At 43.7% G+C, this 21,469-nt stretch carries 19 protein-coding genes; 7 read left to right on the top strand and 12 right to left on the bottom strand.

Going from position 1 to position 21,469, the window contains the following annotated elements; genetic code table 11:
- Window positions 1-36: 36 nt before the first annotated feature.
- The gene (locus F6K63_RS31250) at window positions 37-960 is read right to left on the bottom strand and encodes an Rpn family recombination-promoting nuclease/putative transposase (RefSeq protein ID WP_287314174.1); all 924 of its coding nucleotides are present in this window, start codon (window positions 958-960) and stop codon (window positions 37-39) included.
- A gap of 94 nt (window positions 961-1,054) precedes the next feature.
- Window positions 1,055-2,011, bottom strand: a complete 957-nt coding sequence (locus F6K63_RS31245; protein ID WP_287314173.1) for an Rpn family recombination-promoting nuclease/putative transposase — start codon at window positions 2,009-2,011, stop codon at window positions 1,055-1,057.
- 152 nt (window positions 2,012-2,163) lie between these two features.
- Here F6K63_RS31245 and F6K63_RS31240 point away from each other — a divergent pair, with 152 nt between their 5' ends.
- Window positions 2,164-2,874, top strand: coding sequence for an acetoacetate decarboxylase family protein (locus tag F6K63_RS31240; RefSeq protein WP_287314172.1), 711 nt, complete (start codon window positions 2,164-2,166; stop codon window positions 2,872-2,874).
- Window positions 2,875-2,896: 22 nt separating this feature from the next.
- Here F6K63_RS31240 and F6K63_RS31235 read toward each other — a convergent pair whose 3' ends face one another.
- The 7 genes from F6K63_RS31235 to trmB all read right to left on the bottom strand — a co-directional run bounded on the left by F6K63_RS31235 (window position 2,897) and on the right by trmB (window position 8,981).
- Window positions 2,897-3,424, bottom strand: coding sequence for a tetratricopeptide repeat protein (locus F6K63_RS31235; RefSeq protein WP_287314171.1), 528 nt, complete (start codon window positions 3,422-3,424; stop codon window positions 2,897-2,899).
- On the bottom strand, window positions 3,417-4,229 hold the full coding sequence (locus F6K63_RS31230; protein WP_287314189.1) for a transporter substrate-binding domain-containing protein: 813 nt from the start codon (window positions 4,227-4,229) through the stop codon (window positions 3,417-3,419). Before F6K63_RS31230 ends, F6K63_RS31235 begins: the two co-directional genes overlap by 8 nt.
- A gap of 332 nt (window positions 4,230-4,561) precedes the next feature.
- Window positions 4,562-4,915, bottom strand: coding sequence for a 50S ribosomal protein L20 (rplT, locus tag F6K63_RS31225; RefSeq protein WP_008186586.1), 354 nt, complete (start codon window positions 4,913-4,915; stop codon window positions 4,562-4,564).
- Window positions 4,916-4,977: 62 nt separating this feature from the next.
- Window positions 4,978-5,175, bottom strand: coding sequence for a 50S ribosomal protein L35 (gene rpmI / locus F6K63_RS31220; protein ID WP_071107370.1), 198 nt, complete (start codon window positions 5,173-5,175; stop codon window positions 4,978-4,980).
- Between the two features lie 66 nt (window positions 5,176-5,241).
- On the bottom strand, window positions 5,242-6,534 hold the full coding sequence (locus F6K63_RS31215; RefSeq protein WP_083374028.1) for a hybrid sensor histidine kinase/response regulator: 1,293 nt from the start codon (window positions 6,532-6,534) through the stop codon (window positions 5,242-5,244).
- Window positions 6,535-6,768: 234 nt separating this feature from the next.
- On the bottom strand, window positions 6,769-8,058 hold the full coding sequence (gene iscB, locus F6K63_RS31210; RefSeq protein ID WP_071107369.1) for an RNA-guided endonuclease IscB: 1,290 nt from the start codon (window positions 8,056-8,058) through the stop codon (window positions 6,769-6,771).
- Window positions 8,059-8,339: 281 nt separating this feature from the next.
- The gene (trmB, locus tag F6K63_RS31205; RefSeq protein WP_071108126.1) at window positions 8,340-8,981 is read right to left on the bottom strand and encodes a tRNA (guanosine(46)-N7)-methyltransferase TrmB; all 642 of its coding nucleotides are present in this window, start codon (window positions 8,979-8,981) and stop codon (window positions 8,340-8,342) included.
- A gap of 286 nt (window positions 8,982-9,267) precedes the next feature.
- Between trmB and F6K63_RS31200 the strand changes: the two genes are divergently transcribed.
- Window positions 9,268-10,377, top strand: a complete 1,110-nt coding sequence (locus F6K63_RS31200; RefSeq protein ID WP_071107368.1) for a metallophosphoesterase family protein — start codon at window positions 9,268-9,270, stop codon at window positions 10,375-10,377.
- A gap of 55 nt (window positions 10,378-10,432) precedes the next feature.
- On the opposite strand, the gene F6K63_RS31195 is transcribed toward F6K63_RS31200, so the two are convergent.
- Window positions 10,433-12,094 (bottom strand): FecR domain-containing protein, encoded by a 1,662-nt coding sequence (locus F6K63_RS31195; RefSeq protein ID WP_287314168.1) that lies wholly within the window; start codon window positions 12,092-12,094, stop codon window positions 10,433-10,435.
- Between the two features lie 786 nt (window positions 12,095-12,880).
- Between F6K63_RS31195 and F6K63_RS31190 the strand changes: the two genes are divergently transcribed.
- The 5 genes from F6K63_RS31190 (at window position 12,881) to F6K63_RS31170 (ending at window position 18,772) form a co-directional block, all read left to right on the top strand.
- Entirely contained in the window at window positions 12,881-14,065 is a 1,185-nt protein-coding gene (locus F6K63_RS31190; protein ID WP_071107366.1) for a hypothetical protein, read from the top strand.
- 174 nt (window positions 14,066-14,239) lie between these two features.
- Window positions 14,240-15,631 carry a thioredoxin-disulfide reductase gene (gene trxB, locus F6K63_RS31185; protein WP_287314167.1) on the top strand — a complete coding sequence of 464 codons (1,392 nt, stop codon included), beginning with the start codon at window positions 14,240-14,242 and terminating at the stop codon, window positions 15,629-15,631.
- Between the two features lie 344 nt (window positions 15,632-15,975).
- On the top strand, window positions 15,976-16,860 hold the full coding sequence (locus F6K63_RS31180; RefSeq protein ID WP_287314165.1) for an ABC transporter permease: 885 nt from the start codon (window positions 15,976-15,978) through the stop codon (window positions 16,858-16,860).
- Between the two features lie 83 nt (window positions 16,861-16,943).
- Entirely contained in the window at window positions 16,944-17,831 is an 888-nt protein-coding gene (locus F6K63_RS31175; RefSeq protein ID WP_008186567.1) for an ROK family protein, read from the top strand.
- A 392-nt stretch (window positions 17,832-18,223) separates the two neighbouring features.
- Window positions 18,224-18,772: a Uma2 family endonuclease gene (locus tag F6K63_RS31170; RefSeq protein WP_008186564.1), complete on the top strand. Its 549-nt coding sequence runs from the start codon at window positions 18,224-18,226 to the stop codon at window positions 18,770-18,772.
- A gap of 183 nt (window positions 18,773-18,955) precedes the next feature.
- On the opposite strand, the gene F6K63_RS31165 is transcribed toward F6K63_RS31170, so the two are convergent.
- Window positions 18,956-19,312 (bottom strand): four helix bundle protein, encoded by a 357-nt coding sequence (locus F6K63_RS31165; RefSeq protein WP_287256594.1) that lies wholly within the window; start codon window positions 19,310-19,312, stop codon window positions 18,956-18,958.
- Window positions 19,313-20,132: 820 nt separating this feature from the next.
- Complete coding sequence (locus F6K63_RS31160) at window positions 20,133-21,362, bottom strand: CHAT domain-containing protein (RefSeq protein ID WP_287314164.1); 1,230 nt, start codon at window positions 21,360-21,362, stop codon at window positions 20,133-20,135.
- Window positions 21,363-21,469 lie beyond the last annotated feature (107 nt).

Raw genomic sequence — 21,469 nt, 5'->3', positions numbered from 1 at the left:
GTAGAATTATCAATTCTGAATTCTACATTCTACATTCTAAATTGATTCAATCTCTTGCCGAGAAAGTTGGGTGATGTTCATAATAGTTTCCACATCTAAACCTTGTTCCCGGCAGGAACGGGCGATCGCTATTTTTTCTTCTTTTTTTCCTTGTTGAATACCTTCTTGTTTCCCTTGTTGGATACCTTTTTCAATACCTCTGATTTCTGCTTGTTCCACTTGCCATTTAGTCTCAAGCTCTTGGGTACTCAGCATACTGGCTTCGTCACGCTTGTTGTTGAGATAACGCTCGTAAGCGGCTCGTTCTTGTTCTGATAAATTATTAACTCGTAGCGCCTCCTTAGCTTCGGCTATGCCTTTGGCCGAAAATTCCGCTTTGATGTCGCTGTTTTTCAGAAAATAAATCCATTCATCTAAGGGGTTTTTCGCTAAATCCTTAAAATTCCTTACTTTCAGCAGGTAGTATTCTGGGAAGATATCTGCGACTTTATTGATATGAAATTTAAACTCCTGAGTTTTTGTCGGTTGTAGGATATCTCCGAGATTAGCTCCAACGAACTCTCCCCGATAGGAATAAATATAGTCATCTCCCATGCCCAGGTTAAAGTAGACTATATTGATTGAGTAGACTTTTTTAATTTGACCGTACTCTTGACCTTTATCTAAGTATTCGGTGACTAACTTAGACGCACCGTAGAGCATACGGTGAAAATAATCGTGTTGAGGATTGTTTTGTACTTCAATCAGGATAAGCTCGCCATCAGTGGTTTCAGCGAGAATATCAACTCGGTTGGTTTTATCATCGAGTGTTTCTTGATTAGCTTCGCTTTCGAGAAGGGTTTTGATGGTAATATCAAAATGCAACAACTCGCTTAAAAACCCTTCCAAAACACCAAAGTTAGCTTTATTACGCAGCAGTTTTTTGATTGCCCAATCAAAGCGAATATGTGTGTCTGCCATGGTCTTGTTATCTTAAGGAAGAAAGAGTGAATGGTGAATGGTGAATGGTGAATGGTGAATGAATAATGTAGAATTCAGAATTGAGAATTCTACATTATTCATTCTCAATTGATTCAATCTCTTCCCGAGAAAGTTGCGTGATTTTCATAATAGTCTCTACATCTAAACCTTGTTCCCGGCAGGAACGGGCGATCGCTATTTTTTCTTCTTGTTTTCCTTGTTGGATCCCTTCTTGTTTTCCTTGTTGGATCCCTTCTTGTTTTCCTTGTTGGATCCCTTTTTCAATACCTCTTATTTCTGCCTGTTCCACTTGCAATTTTGTTTCCAACTCTTGGGTACTGAGGATACTGGCTTCGTCACGCTTGTTGTTGATATAACGCTCGTAAGCTGCTCGTTCTTGTTCTGATAAATTAGTGACTCGCAGCGCTTCCTTGGCTTCGGCTATTCCTTTCGCCGAAAATTCCGCTTTGATGTCGCTGTTTTTGAGAAAATAAATCCATTCATCTAAGGGGTTTTTCGCTAAATCCTTAAAATTCCTTACTTTCAGCAGGTAGTATTCTGGGAAGATATCTGCTACTTTATTGATGTGAAATTTAAACTCCTGAGTTTTGGTCGGTTGCAGGATATCCCCCAGATTAGCCCCAATGAACTCTCCGCGATAGGAATAAATATAGTCATCTCCCATTCCGAGGTTAAAGTAGACTATATTGATTGAGTAGACTTTTTTAATTTGACCGTACTCTTGACCTTTGTCTAAGTATTCGGTGACTAACTTAGACGCACCGTAGAGCATACGGTGGAAATAATCATGTTGAGGGTTGTTTTGTACTTCAATCAGGACGAGCTCGCCATCAGTGGTTTCAGCGAGAATATCAACTCGGTTGGTTTTATCATCGAGTGTCTCTTGATTAGCTTCGCTTTCGAGAAGGGTTTTGATGGTAATATCGAAATGCAACAACTCGCTTAAAAACCCTTCCAAAACACCAAAGTTAGCTTTATTACGCAGCAGTCTTTTGATTGCCCAATCAAAGCGAATATGTGTGTCTGCCATGGTCTTGTGCTGGTGCTACTGTTCTCGATTATCTCGATTATATGTAAATTTTACTAATTGACTAAATTGGTGAATTTTATCATAATCAGCATAATCTTGGATTCCTTTGACAACAATCAACGGATTAAGCATTTTAGCTAGAGGATGTTCCGATGACTTACCCAACCCCACCCTGGACACTACAAGGCTACGCCATCCAAACCTTGCAGCTGATTGACATTGAGCGAGTGCGATCGCTAATTCCCCCAGAATTTGACATCGTCTCCCTCTTGCCAGGAAAAACTCTAGGTGGGGTGTATCTATCCCTGTACGGCTCAGGGTCAGTTTTAGAATATAGTGAATTAATTGTAGTTGCTGGCAGAGTGCGCTATTCCGGCAAAACTGGCGGCTGGATTTCCCACATCTACGTCGATAACCACGATTCTGTCGCAGGTGGTCGAGAAATTTGGGGATTACCAAAAGAGATAGCTGAGTTCACCTGGGAAAAATGCGATCACGTAGCGTGGCCTACGGCCAATCGCTCTACCAGATATCACCATCGAGTCACGGTCCGTCAAGGAGAGAATACCCTGTGCCGCTTCAGCTACAATCACGCCAAGTTTGGCTGGCAAATGCCCCTGCCTCTAACCCTAAATGACAATGTCTTAAGCACCCTATCAGGCAATATTCTCTACTTCAACGGTGATTTTAAATCTCGCTTAGGCTTAGTGGCTAGCCAGTTAGAGGTCCCACCTGAGAGTCCCTTTGCCAATCTAGGGCTCAAGCAACCATGGTTAACCCTTGATATGGATAAGCTCTGCTTAACCGCTGGTGAACCACAAGTAGTAGGACAACTAAATTCATCCTTGATGATTCAGGCTTGATAATTGATACTTCTGACTTTATTCATGCTGGTGTAACCAACCGTTTCCGGAGGGATTCTGCTCTACGCTTAGCGGTAGAATTTTTGGGTTCATATTTGAGCGCCTCATCATAAGCTTCTAATGCTTGACCAATTAATTGCTTGCGCTCGTAAACATGACCAAGATTGTTGAGGGCTGTGACATATCCAGGCTCTTGCTTCAAGGCTTCTTTGTACTGGCGAATAGCCAGATCATACTGTTCTTTGGCACAGTAGGCGAAACCCAAAGCATTATAGACAGGAGCAAGGTTTTCTTCGTCAGCATCAGTCCCTTTCAAGGCTTTTTGAAATAGCAGGATAGCTTGACCAAAGAGCTTCTTGTCGGCATAAATACTGCCCAATTCATAATACTCTATAACCGTCCCCCGGTCTTTTTGCAGCTTTTTCTCCAACCGAGAGAGAGTGGTTTCAATTTTACGAGTTTTGAGAACTTGGCGCAGCACCGCGAAAGTAACACCAGCAAGTAGGACTAGCAAAACTGACAGATAAATCGTTGGCAGTGTATCATTCATAAGCCTTGACATTTTTTCTTCTTAATGGTAATCCCCAAGCAGTTGCTCGTTGAGCTAACCAACCATCTGCTTGCCAACGTGCGATCGCATGATTCACGCGCTGCTTTAGCTTGGTGTATTGTAACCCCTTAGGCATCACCACACACAAGGCTTCACCCGAGAGCCACACTGGTAGCATCCGATACTCAGGATAGTCTTGTACCCAGCCACTCAGAATGCTCTTATCGGCAGCAAAAGCATCAGCCCTACCATTTTCTAAAAGCGATCGCGCTTCTTGGTAGGAATCTACTCCCACGACCCTAGATTCCGGTAAAGCATACTGCACGACGGCAATTGTGCTAGAATGATTCAGTATAGCAATGGTTCTGGTATGGAGATCACCCAATCTGGTAATTAAGGGGTCCTTAGTAATCAAACCCGTGCCATCCAGGTAGTAAGGGATACTAAAGTCCACCAATCGACGGCGAGGTGCTGTGGCTGTGACTCTAGCAATTGTCAGGTCAACTTCACCGTCCAAAACCACCTTAAGTCGGTCAATATTTCCCACCTGCTGGAACACCACCGCATCCGACTTACCTAACAGTTCTTCTGCTAGACGTCGTGCTAAGTCAATTTCCAATCCTTGTAACTTGCCATCGGCATCCCTATATCCCAAAGGGCGCAGATTATCTTTGACAGCAACAATCAACTGACCCCGCTGCTCTATTTCCTCAAGTTGAGCACTCCCAACCCGTAAAGGTGTCAGAAAAGACACTGCCGCCAATCCGAAGACCATACCAAAGTTGAATAATTTGTGCTTAAGCATCGGTTGGGGAATCGAAATTCGTAAAAAGGTAAGGTAATCGGCAGTTTGCCAGGCACTTGCCTGAAAAAAATAGCAATTAAATAGCAATTAACTACCACTTCAAATCTGGTGGGCTAATTATTATAATCTATAATAATCAAAAGAACCAAAGGTGATTTTTACCCCCGAAAAGCCTTACCCTTACGGATTACCCATTTACCCAAAACCCGAGTTTCTCAGGTTGCTAAGCATTCAGCTATCAGCGATTGGCCTTGGCCTATGGCCACGCTACGCGAATGGCCAAAAGCTGACGGCTGACCGCTGTTTGCGTAGCCTGCGCGTAGCGCATATGCTTACTCAGCTTTAGCCGCTAATTCCACCACTTTGTTAAAGCTATCGGGATCGAGCACTGCCAGCTGTGCCAACATCTTGCGGTTAATTTGGATATTGGCTTTTTTCATTTGACCCATCAGCTGGCTGTAGCTAATGCCATTTTGACGTGCTGCTGCGTTAATGCGAGTAATCCACAGACGTCGAAAATCCCGCTTGCGCTTGCGGCGATCACGATAGGCATTCCGCAGCGCTTTCATCACTTGTTGGTTAGCAATGCGGAAGAGTTTCGAGTGGGAACCTCTGAACCCCTTAGCAAGTTTGAGAATTTTTTTGCGCCGCTTACGAGCGACATTACCGCGTTTTACCCGTGTCATGGTTAATTCTAGCTAGTTTGTTTACTTTAGTAGTGTTAGCAGTTTAGGTCTTCTGTTAAGATTTACATATAAGGCAGCATCAGGCGAACATTATCCGCATCCCGTTCGTCTACCAAGCTCAGCTTAGACAAGCGTCCCTTCCTTTCTGAGGTCTTGTGTTCTAGTAAGTGATTTTTAAACGCTTTGCGGCGTCTTATTTTACCACTGCCAGTAGCTCTAAAACGCTTGGCAGCTGATTTGCGGCTTTTTAGTTTAGGCATTGACGGATTATAATAATGGCACAATTTATTATTGTATACCCATTCCTGCGTAATTAGGTGACCGGCTTATTCCTCTTCTGGTAAATTCTTGGGCAAGCTGATGGTAAAGGTTGTTCCGACACCCACTTCACTTTCCACGTGAATCTTACCACCGTGGGAGTCTACACAACTTTTGACAATTGATAACCCTAGTCCTGTTCCTGGGATTATACCCACATTACTGGCACGACTAAAAGACTCAAACAATTTTGGTTGGTCTTCTTTAGGGATGCCAATACCTTGATCAATTATCTGTAATATGACTTTCTCTTCATCTCCGTTTAGCTGTACTAAAATAGTCCCACCATCGGGAGAATATTTAATGGCATTGGAGATGAGGTTAGTCAGAATTTGTCGAAGGATTTTGGGGTCTCCTAATATTGGCTCCCAGTCTCTTGCACTACTAAAGATTAGGCTATGTTTAGCCCCAATGCTTGATTGGATCGGGGAGAATAACTCCTGACAAAATGTTACTAAATTAAGAGCAACTGGTTGGAATTCTAACTTATCGAATTCCGCTTGATTAATGAATAATAAATCATTGACTAGGGTAGTCATATGTTTGACCGCAGCTTGGATCCGCCAAAAATGTTTAACTTGCTGAGAATCAGTCAATTTCTGACGGTACTTTTCCAGGAGTTCCACAGAGGATAGAATTGTCATTAAAGGTGTACGGTACTCATGGGAGATGGTAAAAATAATCCGAGATTTCAGGTCACTGACTTCTTTTTCACGCTCCAGTGATTGACGCAATTGCGATTCCAAGTTGCGTAGCTGTTCTAAGTAATCTCTTAGTTCCACTGTGCGAGCTTGGATTCTGGTTTCAAGTTCTTGATTGAGGGCTTCTAAAGCAGCTTGAGCGGAAATGCGATCGCGAATTTCCTGTTGCAGCAGTTGATTTTGCTCAATGAGTTGTGTTTGTAGCTTGTGCAGAGTCAATTGATTCTCCACACGGGCTAAAACTTCCTCAACCTGGAATGGCTTGGTGATATAGTCAGCACCACCAACAGCAAAGGCTTTCACCTTGTCCCAAGTTTCATCCAGAGCACTGATAAAGATTACTGGAACTCCCTGAGTTTTTTGATTAGATTTCAGCTGTTTACAGACCTCATAGCCATCGATCTTTGGCATTATAATGTCGAGTAAAATCAAATCCGGTGGATCACACAATGCTGATTCCAAGGCCAGTAGTCCATCGATCATGCTCCTAACCTGATAGCCTTGCTCAATCAGGATAGAAGATAGCAGCTGCAAATTGGTTGGTGTGTCATCCACAACCATAATTTCTGCCTGAGTTGCCTCAGCTTGATGGTTATTCATGCTTTAATTAGGTAGAGCGAACCATAGGGGAGAAGCAAATTGGGCAGGAGCATACTGACCAGTAGCCCGCTGATCTGATTGAATCAGAAGGCGGTTTGGCTACCAGTGTTCCTACTCCACTATTAATGCGGCAAGGGGGCGGACACCTGAACCCGTAGGGTCAGTGTCTGGGGAATTGCCGCCAACAAATAAATTGTTCGCGTAGCGTGGCCATAGGCCAGCGGTAGAGAATCCTTATTGATTGACTTGGTATTCATAACCGTCAGCCTTAAAGATTGTTTGCAAGTATTTAGGATGGACATCAAAGCGTTGATTAGGTAATGACAACATGAAGCTAGGACGATAACGAATAGCAATCCGTCCTGTGTATTGCCCAGCGTATTTACCTTTTGGGATATCAGCCTTAACTATGTCTCCTGTTTGAAACCCTCGAAAGAATTTAGCTTTAGATGCATGAGCTTTTGGAAAACCATATTTGTCAGTTCTGCATCGTTGACGAACACCATGACCTTTAGCTTTGACTATTAAAGGCTTGATACCATTGAGCAACAGTTTTTCAGGAGTAGATTGACCTACACAAGCAGCATCTGCCCAATGAGTCTTATCAATGCCTCTGGTTTTACGATTAAACTTAGTCAGACCGCCGGAGCCAGTCTCTACAGGTAATCTAGTTAGCTTTAGTCTTCTGAATAATTCCCAACGAGTTGCATTTACTGCTGCTGCGTCTTTGAGTGGGGTTTTTGCTTTGGCTAGTACTCTTTTGAGTACATCAGGCTTTTTCTTGAGAAACTTCTCAATGGATTTGTTCCCTTTTTTCTGGTTACAGCTTCGACAAGCCAAGGTTAAATTACTAACTCGATTGCTACCTCCTTTTGATTTGGGAATAATATGATCTACTTCTAAAGGCACGTTTTCCGCACCACAATACACACAATTTCGTCCCCACTTGGTTAGTAAATATTCTTTGACCTCAAAACCAAATAACTCGCCTCGTTGATATTCAACCCCTGAGATTTCAGGATTTTGCATCTTTTGAGTGTCAAAGCGGACTAACTCTTGAGAAATTGCAGTTACAGGACATAACTTAGTAAGTCGCCTAACCCAAGTCTCAACATTAAAAATTCGACTCATTAACGATGGTGGGAGCCATCCTTCCGGTTTTCTACGATTAATAAATCTGGGCTTACGGTAACGAGTTTTACGGTTACGTCGTCCACGTCTTAAAGCCCTACGAGACTCCAAGGCATTTTTAATCTGTAAACCTCGATGATAAATTTCTAAGGCATTAGTTACTCGTCCTGTTGACTCCTGGACAATGGCAATACCTGTGGTTTTTGAACCAGGATCTATCTTGATTCGATATGGATGGGTAACAGAATTATTAACTGTTCTGTCTAGCAGAATAATGGTGAATGGATAACGTTTAAAAACTTTAGCTCTCCTTTTTTTGAGTAGTTCTCTAGCTCTTGCCGGATGACAAGGCTCTAAAGGTTGTTTATCTTTATCTAGTACGAAAACTCGCATTACTTTGAACACTCCTTTTCAGGGTAAAGTTTGCCGAGTGCTTTGCACACGCTTGCGCGAACGACGATGTTAAGACTCGGTACTTTGTAAGTAACACTGGCTTTCCCGAATGACCTGTTTAATTACTTACTTCTAGAGCCTAGAGCTGGCACGTACTCCAGGGTAGGAATTTTAACTCTTGGTCTTAACGGCTGCTAATAATAAAACTAGCCGTCTGGTCAACAGACTCTTTCAAGCCCACGCTGTAATCTATGATTCAGCGTGCGGTAGTTGACTATTCCTTAAACATCATCACGGCGAAAGAACAACATTCGGTACACAGGTTCACCACGAGCGAGGGTGGAAATTTCCCGTTCAGTAGGCACTGGCAGGGGGTTGGTTGGCAGCCAAGCAGTCTCTGGCCGGTAGAAGACTGGATGAGCATCGAAGCGCGATCGCATTTCCACTGCCACTTCCTCCACATCAGATTGTAGAAAGACCTCTCCTCCAGTGGTCAAATAAGCCCCTAGAGTATCAACCAAGGTGGGCTGCACTATACGTCGTTTGGCTTGTCGCTTCTTGAACCAAGGATCAGGAAATTGAATAGTGACGCGCTGCAAGGCACCAGGGTGCCAAGAGCTAAAGAGTGAATCTATAGAACTATTAGCATTACAGAACAAAAATAGGAGATTGCTCAACCCTAAATCTACCACCTTACTGTTGGCTTGTTGTACCAATGGTTCCCGAATTTCTAACCCCAAAAAATTCCAGTGGGGTTGTTGTGTTGCCATCTGCAATAAAAATTCCCCTCTCCCACAGCCAATATCCAGATGTAATGGAAGAGCCGTTTGGGCATAAACTTGATTCCAATCCGGAGGACTCACCGGCATCTGATATTGCTTGCTAAGTGGATTAACATGTTGTCGCACTCGGACTCTAGCCAACCTTAGCACCTCCTTACTTTACTCAGGGGATGGGGGATCAGGGATTAGGGGTTATATCCCTAATCTAGTTGTAAATGTGATATCAATGAAGGCAATTCCAACTCATCTCTATTTATCCTAAATGTAATCTTTATTATGTCAGGCTAAATTAAAGATTATCCATTATTGTTTAGGTGAGCAGTTAAATTTAACCTAAACAAGGGGTTGTAATGGTATAAAAGCAAAGGTCATGAGCGATAATTTTAATAATAATTAAACTAGGGGTTAATCAAGAAAAGTTTTAGTTATGAGTTTAAATTTTCGCTTTGCCGTGGTAAGTGACCTACATATCGGGTTACCCCACACCATCTGGGATCATCCCAATCGGTTTCATTTGGTAGAAGTTAGTATTCCAGTCCTAGAAAGGATTCTGGAGGATTTAGAGCAGGAAGCCTTGGATTTCCTCCTCCTACCAGGAGACTTAACCCAGCATGGTGAACCAGAGAATCATGCCTGGTTACAAAAGCGATTGAGCCAGTTGCCTTTTCCAGTGTACGTCGTACCTGGAAATCATGATGTCCCCAATATCTTACCCAATGAACAGTCGATTGGACTAAAAGAATTTCCCTACTACTATCGCCAATTTGGTTATGAAAATCCCGAGCAGTTGTACTATACCTGTGAAGTTTTGCCTGGAGTACAGCTGATTGGGTTAAATTCTAACCAGTTCGATACCGGTGGTAAACAGGTAGGGCGTCTTGATCAGCAACAGCTGATCTGGCTTGAGCAAGTGCTTCCCCAGTGCCAGGATAAATTGGTGCTGGTGATGGTGCATCACAATGTCATCGAGCATTTGCCGGATCAAGCTAACCATCCCTTGGGACATCGGTATATCTTGGAAAATGCTCCAGTATTACACAATATTCTCAAAACTGCTGGGGTCAATCTACTATTTACAGGTCACTTGCATGTACAGGATATCGCCTATCAAGAGGGAGTCTACGAAATCACAACAGGTTCATTAGTTAGCTATCCTCACCCCTACCGGATATTGCAGTTGTGTACCGATAATCAGGGCAAAAGATGGTTACACATTGAATCTCATCGAGTGGAATCAGTCCCTGGTTGGGAAAACCTAACCCAGATATCTAGACAATGGATGAGCGATCGCTCTTATCCATTCATGGTGAAACTCCTGACTTCTCCCCCCTTAAATTTACCGTTACCAGATGCCCAGAAACTTGCTCCGAGTCTACGCTACTTCTGGGCTAATATTGCTGATGGTGATGCTGTATTCAACTTTCCTGAGTTTCCTACCCCAGTTCGTCGCTATTTTGAGTCATTTAGCTCCCATACCAGTGATGGTAAACCTGCTCTGATTGATAATCAGACCACTCTATTGCTGACAAAAAACTAATGACTAAGACGGCTTTTCTTGAACAAATTCAACCACCACAACTAACGTCATAAGCTCAGGGATTTCCTCCACCAGGGAAGCCATCCTCTACTCCTTGACCTTGACCAGGAAAGCCATCCTCTACTCCTTGACCTTGACCAGGAAAGCCATCCTCTACTCCTTGACCTTGACCAGGGAAGTCATCCTCTACTCCTTGACCTTGATCCGGTAGCTGAACAGGAATTTCCGTTTCCGGCTCGGGTTCGGGTTCGGGTTCGGGCTCTGGCTCCGGTTCGGGTTCGGGCTCGGGCTCTGGTTCGGGTTCGGGCTCTGGTTCGGGTTCGGGCTCTGGTTCGGGTTCGGGCTCTGGTTCGGGTTCGGGCTCTGGCTCCGGTTCGGGCTCGGGCTCGGGTTCCGGTTCGGGCTCTGGCTCCGGTTCGGGCTCGGGCTCGGGTTCCGGTTCGGGCTCGGGTTCCGGTTCGGGTTCCGGTTCGGGCTCGGGTTCCGGTTCGGGCTCGGGTTCCGGCTCTGGCTCTGGCTCGGGCTCTGGCTCTGGTTCCGGTTCCGGTTCTGGCTCTGGTTCTGGTTCTGGTTCCGGTTCAGGCTCGGGCTCGGGCTCTGGTTCTGGTTCGGGCTCGGGCTCGGGCTCCGGTTCTGGCTCGGGCTCCGGTTCTGGCTCAGGTTCCGGTTCTGGTTCCGGTTCCGGTTCCGGTTCCGGTTCCGGCTCGGGCTCTGGTTCTGGTTCCGGTTCTGGTTCCGGCTCTAGTGGTTTGTCAACATCTTCGGGATCCAGTTCAACAGTTTCATCATCCTGCTCAGTGTTAAGAAACTCACCGGTTTCTAAGGTAGACCTAATATCTAACTGGTTAACCTGATCAGTGATATCAGCATTGGAATTCTCAGAACCCACATCTTGATCGAAGACATCAACACCACCATCAATCACAGTAAAATCAGCACTGGGAAACTCGTCCGATTCACTCCCCTGAAGACGAATGAAAGTAGGATTAACAATTATGTTGTTGCCCATAATAGGATCTTGCGCCTCTAGAGCATCTGCAATTTCCCCTCGCACTAAATCCAAAGCTTGATCTGGACTATCCGCCGGTTCTGTCTGGGTCAAATTCAGCCCCTTGACTAATTCACTGGTTTCATAAAACTCTCTGAGGTCAAATTCATAAACCTGCTCAATTCGATCCTCGGTTATGACCACGATCTGCCCAGCTTTTAATTCCCGACCTTGAGAACGAGTGCGATTATAGACCACAATACCGCTATTGGTCAGAGCTCCGACAATTGTTGTATTGGTGTCAGTGATATATCGCATGAACAGAGCTGACCCCCTAATCCCAGCCACGGCATTGGGTGTACGCACTCGAGTTTTACCCCGATCTGGAGGAATTAACAGCAGCAGTGTCCCATTAGATAGCTCAAAGGTACGACTTCTAGGTATAAATCGAAAGACAGCTAACTCTCCTTGTCGGGCTAGGGAACCATCATTGAAGCGCAGTTGAGCCATGGAGGAGCGAGCTGTTACCAGTGCATCTCCTATAGTCATGGCATCAGATGGACGGGCTGGTCGAGCTGACTGATTTTGAGGAATCAATCGCACTCGGTTACGTAGCTTCTCTACCACAGCACGAGTTAAAGGAATTTCGGCACTGACTGGTTTAGAAAAAATTAGTGAATTAACGCTCCATAGAGAGATGGAAAGTACTAGGACTGTCTTGCGAAACACGGGGCAACTCCAATAGCTCAAAGGTCAGTATTTTCAGGTAGTTGAGAGGTCAGCATTCAGCTATCAGCCATCAGCTGATTTAACAGAAATTAAACGAATGCTTAGCTATTTTCTTGATGCAGTCGCGTTTTCGACGCTGGGACTTTCCCGATAAGAACCTCAAGTAGCGTGCGTGGCACAGGCTTCGACGCTGGGAGGTAGCGCATTAGCTGATAGCTTACGGGGCTTTGGCGTTGCCTTCTCGAAGAGTAGGTACAAAACTCTCCTATACGACATTCTGTAGGCTCTAATTCAAATCAGGATATTTTTTCTTCAGAGTAGTATGAAATACAGGTTGGTCAATCCTGAAAACACCGCTGGTGGTTAGTAATTATTAGTTGGTAGAAAAATACCCTACCTACATTGATCAATTTTGGTAAACTGTTGTCCATTTAACTTGAGCAGGGAGCAGGGAATAGGGAACAGGGAACAGCGGATCTGGAAACAGGAAAAAAATCCTGTGTACCTGTGGGACCCTCAGGGGCGACCCAAGGCCGGGGAACCCGGCCTAGGAGGCGCGCGCCGGGAATTTAATAATTAGATGCGGAAAGCGCACCTAATAGTTATGAAAAACCCTGTAGATACTTCAAAGCTTAGCAATTACTATTCTATATAAATCAGTATTACCATGATTATTACAACCTCAGGATTGAACTTTAGGATTTAATTTTAAATTATCAAAAATAAACCATTGTTTATAACAATAAATTAAATTTAAGCATTTTAAGGATAAAAAAATAATAAAATATGGCTTCAATAAATAAAAAATATCACGACAAATATGAGGATGTTCGGCTTCCCCAGAACCAGATGCAAAAAACGTATTTAGCAACTTTAGGATATCTGGTGTTCTTAAGTACACTGACAATCAGTAAACCCGCTTGGTCTGGATGTCACCCTATAGACAGTATTTCCCATCAGTCAGCAGTCAGTTCAGTTTTTAGTGGTACAGAAAACCAAGCTAATACTAATCAGCTAAAACAGCATTGTACTCCTAAGTTATCTCAGGTTAAAATCGGGAGTGGTCGAGAACTATTATCTTCCTTTGTTGTTAGTGAGCACTCATCGGGTTCTAGCTCAACTGAGGTAGTTGACAGGTCACAGATATCTCAAGGTAAACCTGCTTCTGGAGATAATCGTTCAAACTCAGATTCCAAAGCTAATGATCGAGACCCGGAACTGGGGGTGCTGCGTTTGCGGCTCCAAGAAAAACCACCGACTCCCCGTAAACCTACAGTATATTTACAGGGTAGAGTCAGTTATTTCAGAAGCGATAATATTTTCGCTGGAGTGGATCCAGTTGATGATGGTCTGTTGAGACCAGGACTAACCCTATTAGCTGTACCATCCCTCGGACCTGACACTAAGCTCATAACGTCAGTAAGTGGTAATGTAGTGCGTTATGGAGATAGATCCCAACTTGATTATAATCAACTGAAAGTTAACCTGGGAGTTCGTCAGCAGCTATTGAAAAGAACCTATGGGGAGTTAGGATGGAGCAATCAACAGTTATTCAAGCAAGAGGGAGGCGATCGCTTCGCTCATTATAATTCTCTGTATCTTAGACTCAGCCGACGGGATTGGTTAGCAAAGCACTTAGCCTTAGATACGTCCTATAAGTTAAACCTACGTTTTGCTGATCCAGACACACGCTCTAAGATTAGTAATGTTTTCAGAGCATCTTTAGCCTATTACCCCTACCCCCGATTTAAAGCAGCTATTAATTATCAAATTGCCTTATCTGACTATACCGAAAGGGAACGGTATGATGACTATCATCAGTTAATTGGTCGTGTCAGTTATAAGATTTCTAGCAATAGTCAAATTTATTTGTATGGTGGACAAAGCTTTGGTTCGTCGTCCAACTCCAGAATTAATTTTGATGGGACAGTTTTCGGTACAGGGATGAGTTTTAATTTACCTCTGTTTTGAGCAAGTCAGATTGTACGCTTTTCAGCAGCCAGCCGTCAGCCGTCAGCCGTCAGCCGTCAGCTGAATTCTTACCTCCAAAGCGCCCCTATTCACAATTTAAATGTATGACAGCATTAGCTAAGTTGTATATGGTATAATAATTAATAAAAGCGTAGTCGTTATGAGTTTGCTTTAATGTCTAACTCCCCTGTAGAAAATCTTGTGATCATCGGTTCTGGTCCTGCAGGTTACACAGCAGCGATTTATGGGGCACGAGCTAACCTGAAACCCTTAATGTTTGAAGGCTTCCAAGCTGGGGGAATCCCTGGTGGACAGCTGATGACTACTACAGAAGTAGAAAACTTCCCTGGCTTCCCAGAGGGAATCACCGGACCTCAATTAATGGAACGGATGAAGGCTCAAGCAGAACGCTGGGGAACGGAATGCTATACCGAAGATGTGATCTTTGTAGATTTAAGTCAGCGTCCCTTCATTGTGCGCTCTGAGGAACGGGAAGTAAAAACCCATAGTATTGTGATTGCTACCGGAGCAACAGCGAAACGGTTGCATTTACCCAGCGAAGCTCAGTACTGGAGTAATGGTATCTCAGCTTGTGCCATCTGTGATGGTGCATCTCCCCTTTTCAGTGGTCAGGAAGTGGCGGTAGTCGGGGCGGGTGACTCAGCGGCAGAGGAAGCTGTATATTTGACCAAGTATGGCTCCCATGTTCATATGCTAGTACGTCGGGATGAGATGCGAGCTAGTAAAACCATGCAAGACCGGGTGTTGAATAATCCCAAAATTACTATTCACTGGAATACTCAGCCAGTGGATGTGTTTGGAGAAAATGGTTCGATGACTGGGGTAAGAGTCCAGGATACTCAAACTGGTGAACAAAAGGATATTTCAGTTCGGGGAATGTTTTACGCTATTGGTCACACTCCTAACACGTCCTTGTTTAGAGGACAACTGGAGTTAGATCAGGTGGGTTACATTGTCACTAAATCCGGCTCGGTGGAAACCAGTGTAGAGGGAGTCTATGCGGTTGGTGATGTCCAAGACCATGAGTTCCGTCAAGCCATCACTGCGGCTGGGACAGGTTGTATGGGGGCTATGTTAGCAGAACGCTGGCTATCTGCCAATAACCTAACTCATGAGTATCATCAACAACCGGCATCAGAACAGCCAACGGCTGAAAAACCTGAAGAAACGGAAGAAAAACCAATAGCTGAGACGGCGGAAACCTTTGATATCAAGGAAACACGCCATCTGGGGGGCTATGCCTTGCGTAAACTGTTCCATGAAAGCGATCGCATAATCATGGTCAAGTATATTTCCCCTAGTTGTGGTCCTTGTAAGGTTCTCAAGCCCATGCTGGATAAAGTAGTAGATGAGTATAATGGCAAAATTCACTTTGTCGAGATCGATATTGACCAAGACAGAGAAATAGCTGAAAATGCTCAAGTGGTTGGAACACCTACGGTACAGTTATTTAAAGACAAAGAGTTCCTAGAGGAATTTAAAGGAATTAAGCAAAAGAGTCAGTATCGTCAAGCCATTGAACGGTATTTACCAACTACTGTTTAAGGGATAGGCAAAAGGCAAAAGGCAAAAGGCAATAGGCAAAAGGCAATAGGCAAAAGGCAATAGGCAATAGGCAAAAGGTATACAAGATTGTTTACCTGATCAGTATGATAAATGCGTAAGCTTTCAGCTGTCAGCCGTCAGCTTATTTTATTCAAAAGCTGTTCGGTATAGCATGCGTTATGGGCATAAACTGTTCGCTGTAGCGTGACTACAGGCCCAAAGCTGATAGCTGTTCGGTGTAGCGTGCGCGTAGTGCATTAGCTGATAGCTGATAGCTGATAGCTGATAGCTGATAGCTGATAGCTGATAGCTTACATAAATGCTATGACTATCAAGGATGAAGGATGACCTCAACCAAACAATCATTCCCCAGCTTTTTGTCTTTTACTAGAGGGCCTAGTCTATCCATCAAACTAATGGTAGCGGGACTAGTGATTACTGGGTGCTTTATCGTAGTAGCCCTTTTCGCTCCCACTTTTCAAGCCTGGGGATGGCTACAAGACCCTACCCAGTCCCTCAGTAATCCCATTCATGAACCACCGAGCTGGAATCACTGGTTTGGTACCTCTCGCCAGGGTTATGATGTCTTCTCTCGCACTTGGTTTGGCTCTCAAGCTGCTCTAAAAGTAGTCATTCTCGCCACCACCCTCAGCCTGATAATTGGTGTCCCTTTGGGGTTAATAAGTGGTTATCTCGGTGGCAAACTCGATCGGGTATTACTGTTTTTAATGGATACGATCTATACCTTGCCAGGACTACTGCTATCAGTGACTTTGGCCTTTGTAGTCGGTAGAGGAGTCTTCAATGCTGCGATCGCATTAAGTATTTCCTATGTCCCCCAATACTATCGGGTAGTCCGGAATCACACCACTAGCGTCAAAACTGAATTGTTCATCGAAGCCGCTCAAGCCCTGGGAGCTTCCCCTGGTAGGATATTATCGCGCTACCTATTTCTCAATGTGATTCAAAGTGTACCAGTTCTATTTACCCTCAACGCCGCTGATGCCATTTTAATCTTGGGAGGACTGGGATTTTTAGGATTAGGATTGCCAGAACAAACCCCAGAGTGGGGTCATGACTTACGTCAAGCCCTCGATGCCTTACCAACTGGCATTTGGTGGACAGCGCTTTTCCCTGGTTTAGCCATGACACTGATGGTGGTAGGATTGTCCTTAGTAGGAGAAGGATTAAGTGAGTTGATTAATCCCCGATTTCGTCAGAAACATTGAAATTTTATAAAACCCTCTTGCATTTTGCCTTTTGCCTTTTGCCTTTTGCCTTAAAATGACTCAGGACAAATGACTCAAAACTAATGACCCAAGCCATAGGCATTGATTTAGGTGGCACTGCGATTAAGTTGGGACGCTTCCGTGAAGATGGAACCGAACTGGAGTCTCTAACAGTAGATACACCCCAACCTGCAACACCGACAGCGGTGATCGAAGCAATAGTAGCAGCAATCTCTCGTCTCGATACCAGGGAAGACGTGATTGGTATCGGGCTTGGATGTCCTGGCCCTGCCGATGTTGCTGGTAGAATTGCTAAGGTTGCGATTAACCTAACGGATTGGCACGATGTTCCCCTAGCCGATGAGTTAGAAGCCAAAGTCGGTTATCCCACAGTTGTTGCTAATGATGCTAACTGTGCTGGTTTAGGAGAAGCTTGGTTAGGGGCTGGTCGTCGGTTTAGGAATTTGATTCTACTCACCCTAGGCACAGGAGTAGGAGGGGCAATAATTTTCGATGGTCAACTCTTCACAGGTCATCTCGGGTCTGCTGGGGAGTTGGGGTTAATTAATCTATATCCCGATGGTCCCGAGTCTAATACTGGTAATCGGGGTTCTCTAGAGCAATACCTTTCCATTAGGGCAATCCGAGGCAACAGTGGCAAAGAACCAGCAGAACTTGGTAAATTAGCCCAGCAAGGAAACCAGGAAGCTTTAGAATTTTGGGCAGATTACGGACGCTTATTAGGGATTGGGCTAACTAGTTTTATTTATCCACTGACACCAGAAGCCATTATCATTGGTGGTGGCATCAGTGCTAGTGCCGAATTTTTCTTGCCAACAACTCTAGCAGAAATAGAGCAACGAGTTTTGCCTTCCTCCCGTACTGGTTTAGAGTTACTTAAAGCAGAATTAGGTAATCGAGCGGGGATGGTGGGAGCAGCACGATTGGCCTGGCAAAAACATCTGAAATGAAGAATGAAGAATTTAGAATGAAGAATTTAGAATGAAGAATTTAGAATTTAGAATTTAGAATTAATTTAGTGCGTAGGGTGTGTTAGGGGCGGGCTTGCCCTAATTTTCCACTTCGTAGCCAGTATTAGAATAGGCCGCCCCGTAACGCACCACCAAGTAGAATTTAGAATTTAGAATTTAGAATTTAGAATTTAGAATTTAGAATTTAGAATTTAGAATTAATTTAGTGCGTAGGGTGGGTTAGGGGCGGGCTTGCCCTCATGTTAAACCTTGAGTACCAGTGTTGGGACAGTCCGTCCGAAAATTGTAACGTCAATTCTTGTCCACTGTTCCCTGTTCCCAGATCCGCTGTTCCCGACAACTGCCGCGAAGTCTATTGATTGCAAAAAACCATGATTGCCAGTCCACAGCCTTACCGGATGACTCCCCAAGAATACCTGGAGTGGGAACCGACTCAAGAGATTCGTTATGAGTATATTGATGGGGAAGTCTTCGCCATGACCGGAGGCTCGAAACCCCACAACCGGATTGCTTTAAATCTGGCCAGTGATCTAAATACTCACCTACAAGACAGTAGCTGTGAGGTTTATATCGCAGATGTGAAGGTAAAAATATCTTCAGTTCGTTCCTACCACTACCCAGATGTAGTAGTAACTTGTGATTCCAGAGATCAAGAGTCTAACCAGTTTATTGAGTATCCCTGTCTAATTGTAGAAGTGCTCTCACCCTCTACAGAGGCATACGACCGGGGGAATAAGTTTGCCAAATACCGTAAGCTAAAAACCTTGCAAGAGTATGTTCTAATCCAGTCAGAGACAATAGGAGTAGAGTGCTTTAGGCGTAATCAGCAAGGGTTTTGGGTACTTTATCCCTATGAAAAAGGGGATACCTTTACCCTCGAAAGTGTCAACTTTTATCATAATGTAGAATTTAGAATGTAGAATTTAGAATTGGGAATTTAGAATTTAGAATTGGGAATTTAGAATTTAGAATTGGGAATTTAGAATTTATTTATAGCGTTTATCATAGCTATGATGTACAGAGATTTTGTTTGCTTATTACCTATTCCTTGTTCCCTAAAATCCATAAATTTGTACCTCATCAGTTTGATAATTACTATAGAATTAGTTTTGAGCCTTAGTGTTTTTAATAATTGCATGAATAATAGAAATTAATTCGTTGGATTCATTGAGTAAAGACAGCAATCTTGGTTCTAGGTTTTTCTCGGTGGCGATTAAGATTTTCAACCAATAATTGGTCTCTCTAGCTTCCTTGAGGGATATACTCATTTTATGAATAAAGTCTCGTTTACTTTCTGCATTTTGTGCTTCCTCAACATTTGCTCCAATACTTGTTCCAGAGCGGATTAATTGTTTGCTTAAATCATATCCAGTTCCACCATTTTGTCTCAGAAATTTACAGAGATTGACTATTCTTACGCTAAACTTTAGCGTTCTTTCTTGTATATCTTTTTTTGTCATTCTTGAGGAGCAGATCTAATTTAAGAATTTACTTTTAGTTTACTTTATCAATAAATGTATAAATATAAAAATGAATAATTTAGAATTTAGAATTAAGAATTAAGAATGAAGAATGAAGAATGAAGAATTTAGTTTTGTAGGGTGGGCAAGGGGAAATAAATTGGTTAGAGCCCTTAAGTTGACCAATCCCCTTGCCCACCAGGATTAACTAATGAAGAATTTAGAATGAAGAATGAAGAATTTAGTTTTGTAGTTTTGTAGGGTGGGCAAGGGGAAATAAATTGCTTGGATCCCTTAAGTTGACCAATTACCTTGCCCACCAGGATTAACTAATGAAGAATTTAGAATGAAGAATGAAGAATTTAGAATGAATTTTTAGCCTTAGCTAGTTTTGTAGGGTGGGCAAGGGGAAATAAATTGCTTGGATCCCTTAAGTTGACCAATTACCTTGCCCACCAGGATTAACTAATGAAGAATTTAGAATGAAGAATGAAGAATTTAGAATGAATTTTTAGCCTTAGCTAGTTTTGTAGGGTGGGCAAGGGGAAATAAATTGGTTAGAGCCCTTAAGTTGACCAATTACCTTGCCCACCCTACAGGATCTGACTTTTTGGTGGGCAAAATTCCTAGAGTTTTCCCTACAGCTGATCTGTGCTCACCTTTTGCCCACCCTACAGATCTGACTTTTTGGTGGGCAAAATTCCTAGAGTTTTCCCTACAGCTGATCTGTGCTCACCTTTTGCCCACCCTACAGGATCTAAATTCTAAATTCTAAATTCTAAATTCTAAATTCTTCATTCTTCATTCTAAATTCTAAATTCTAAATTCCTTGGGAAACAAAACCAGCCCAAAAGAAAGGATGAGCAAAGGGAAAATCCTCCTTACTCAAAGACTCCAAACGCTTTTGCTGTATCTCGAATTTATCGACAATTGTGACCCACTTATCCAACTCTTCCTCATCTCCCTGATCCTTAGCATTCTGTTTAGCAGCTTTGGCTTCTTTTAACTTTTGTTCCAGATGTTCCGTTAACTGAGTCTGATAGTTATCAGCAAACTCCTTTCCGGTTAAATTGCGCAATTTAATTTGCCCTTGCTGTAGTGCTTGGCAACGGCTCATCCCTGACCGGCGGCCATCGTAGTAAAAAATCGCTAATAAAGCACTGGCCAAATCATCTACGGACCACTGGGTACTAACCACACTCCTGGCTCCAGCACAGAGAAAACCCGTAGCTAGACTAAGCAAGTCATCAGTAACTTTGGTAACAGTGAAATTAACCTCGCAGGCTGAGGCAAAAACTTCCGAAAGATTGGGCATCCGCCAACCAGGAGTGAAAAGTTGACCCAGGGTAAGGGGACCATCTGCTAACCTTAACTGCGATTCCAACGGCTTCATGAAGTTAGATTGGGCATGATGGCTGGAGTGGAGGATATGCACTTGCTGGGCTAAGGTTTGGTATGATTTAACCGTGGCATTCCGTCCTTGAAGGCGCTGCTCAGCAGGAACGTCATACATTTCCGCCAGGGTTTTGCATTCAAAACTGGTAAAGGGCAGATCCTCGGTAGCATCTTCGACTATACCCATTTCCTGACCTGGGATTGCTGGGCGTTGGTGGCAATAGTGGAGGATTTGGCAACTGGGAACCAAGCGAATACGAAAGCGATCGCATAAATAAGTAGTGTTGGTAACAGGTTTAGTGGCAGAGGGTTTGGAGGATTTGCTGACGAAGACCATACCGCGAGTTTGGGGAAGATCCCCCCTAACCCCCCTTAACAAGGGGGGAACGATTGGGGGAAGATCCCCCCTAACCCCCCTTAACAAGGGGGGGACAATTGCGGCATTTTCTGGTAATAAACCCTCTTGCTCTGCTGTTAATAAACCCTCTTGCTCTCCCCTGTTTAAGGATAATAAATCCTCTTGCTCTCCCCTGTTTAAGGGTAATAAACCCTCTTGCTCTCCCCTGTTTAAGGGTAATAAATCCTCTTGCTCTCCCCTGTTTAAGGGTAATAAACCCTCTTGCTCCCCCCTTATTAAGCTATGCTTTATAAACATCTTTCTTAACATAAAACTTGACAAAAAGAGTCAAGTGTGCATAGAGAGGCGATCGCCCTAAATTGACAAAAAGAGTTAAGTGTGTATAAGAGTGCGATCGCTAATCT

Source organism: Moorena sp. SIO1G6 (assembly GCF_010672795.1).
Taxonomy (GTDB): domain Bacteria; phylum Cyanobacteriota; class Cyanobacteriia; order Cyanobacteriales; family Coleofasciculaceae; genus Moorena; species Moorena producens.
The sequence above is the reverse complement of the archived record's forward strand: the minus strand, read 5'-3'. Positions and strand labels throughout refer to the sequence as shown.